Origin of the sequence: Sphingopyxis sp., from assembly GCF_036675685.1 — a bacterium.
Taxonomy (GTDB): Bacteria; Pseudomonadota; Alphaproteobacteria; order Sphingomonadales; family Sphingomonadaceae; genus Sphingopyxis.
Genome location: NZ_JAKFEM010000044.1, coordinates 1 through 2186, shown reverse-complemented (window position 1 = coordinate 2186; position 2186 = coordinate 1). Strand labels below are relative to the sequence as shown.

The following is a 2186-nucleotide window of genomic DNA, read 5'->3' as shown; positions in this document are numbered from 1 at the left end:
CGGCCTGGTGCCCCGCCTGCTGTCGGGCGCCGTCCGGCTCTTCGCATCGGCGGACACGCCGGTCCTGCCCGTGCCGGGCGGCGGCGCGCTGGTGGGGCGTGTCTTCGATGCCGGCGGAACGCCTTTCCGCTCCGCCGCGAGTTTCCCGGAGATGGGCGACCAGGCGAAGTTCCGCGAGTTCCTGTTGAAGCGCTGCTGGGGCGACTACGTCCTGTTCCAGCCTGCCGCGGACGATCCCGGGAGCATGACGATGCTGCGGGATCCGTCGGGCGGCGTCGCGTGCTTGTATTCGGTGGAGCGCGGAGTGCGCTTCGCGACATCCGATATTTCGCTCGCAATCCATGCCGGGTTGTATCGAAAGCAGGTCGACTGGGACTTCATCGCCTGGTGCCTGCGGTATCCGCATACGATGACGCATCGCACCGCGCTTTCCGGCATCCGCGAACTCCTGCCCGGCTGCTTGCTTCATGTCGACGGCTCGACCGCCTCCGTTGGGCAGGCCTGGTCCCCGTGGGATTTCGTCGCCGCCGGAGAAAGGTTCAGCGATCCGGTCGAAGCCGCGGAGCGTGTCCGCCAAGGCGTGAGGACCGCAGTCCACGCATGGGCCAGGATCGACCAATCCATTCTCCTCGAGCTTTCGGGCGGCCTCGATTCCTCGATCCTTGCCGCGTGCCTACGCGACACCAGCGCGGAGGTGTCGTGCTGCACGCTGCTGACGCCCGTGCCCGGTGCCGACGAGCGGCAATACGCTGGCCTGATGGCGGATGCGCTGGGCGTCACGCTCCGGGTGGAGGAGCTCGGCTTCGGACTCGCCCGCTACGATGCGGCGCCCCCACCGTGGTCGGTGTCCCCGCGCATCGGCGTCCTCCAGCACGCGGTCAACGCGGCGATGACCGCGATCGGCGCGTCGGAGGCGGTGGCCAGCCACTTCTCGGGCGGGGGCGGCGACACCGTTTTCTGCTATCTCGGCAACGCGGCGCCGGCGGCCGATGCCTGCAGGGAGCTCGGCATCCGCGCCGGCGTCAAGGCGATTCGCGAGCTTTCCCACTTGCACCAGTGCACCCTGTGGAAGGCGATGCGCCTGACGCTCGCGAAAATCATGAAGCCGCCCGCGACCGCCGCGCCCTCCACCGCTTTCCTGGACCCGCAGGCGCCGATCATGGCGCCCGATCGCCACCCATGGCTGGATGCACCGCCGCGCGCGCTGCCCGGCGACCGTCGGCGCATCGAACACCTCGCCGGTAACCAGTTGTGCCGGCATTCCATCTGCCGCGGACCATCGCGCGAATTGCGCATGCCGTTGCTGTCGCAACCCGTGATCGAGGCCTGCCTGAAGACGCCGACGTGGATGTGGATCGCCGGCGGCAGGAACCGTTCCGTGGCCCGGGCCGCTTTCGCCGCCGACCTGCCGCACGCCATCCTCCACCGGCGGAGCAAGGGCGACTTCGCGCCGTACCTCGGTGCCGCCTGGCGCCGGAACAAGCAGGGAATGCGGGACTTCCTGCTCGAAGGTGAACTGCAGGCGAGGAGCCTGCTGGACACGGAGAGCATCGCAAGCTTTTTCGAGCGCCGCTTGCCGCCTCGCGACCAGTCGTTCCACCGCATCTTCGAGCTGTGCACGATCGAAAACTGGGTGCGCCATCAGCATTGAGCCGAAGCGGCGCTTCAGCGCGAACCTTCACCCCGCAATGCATCCCGCATCGCCCGCCAATGCTCGTACTGACCGCGCTTCCCGGCATCGGCGGACTCGTAGCCCTGCAGCCAGAAACGGAACCAGTCGAGGTTGCGCTCGTACGCGGCAGCCTTGTGCCTGGGCAGGAACTTCTGGTGGGTCTCGTCGGGGAAGATGTAGAGATCGGCCTTGTGCTCGCGCATCATCGGGATGAGGTAGTCGAGCGCGAACAGGTACTCCTCCTCGGGCATCTGGTAAAGGATCGGAACGTGGATCCTGTCCATGTTGAAGGTGGGCGAGATCCGCTTCCATTGCGCGGGCGTCGCTTCCGGGGCGCGAATTCGCCATGCGGCGTATGCCCCGGTGAAGAAGCGGCCTCCCTGCAGGCTGGAGATCAGGTAATAGAGAGGCGTGATCGACGGCGCGGCTTCCGATGCCGCTGCGAGCAGGTCCGATTCCGTCGCCACCCATTGCGTGACCTCGCTGCCGAAGCTGAGCCCGCCCATGCCCACCC

2 protein-coding genes are annotated in these 2186 nt (G+C 67.6%); one reads left to right on the top strand and one right to left on the bottom strand.

Annotation, left to right across the window (positions count from 1 at the left end; genetic code table 11):
- On the top strand, window positions 1–1651 hold a 1651-nt coding region (locus V6M50_RS16845; protein ID WP_332819738.1), incomplete at its 5' end, for an asparagine synthase-related protein.
- Window positions 1652–1665: 14 nt separating this feature from the next.
- Here the strand turns inward: V6M50_RS16845 and V6M50_RS16840 are convergent.
- Window positions 1666–2186 (bottom strand): prolyl oligopeptidase family serine peptidase (locus tag V6M50_RS16840; protein ID WP_332819737.1); only part of this gene is annotated, 521 nt, incomplete at its 5' end.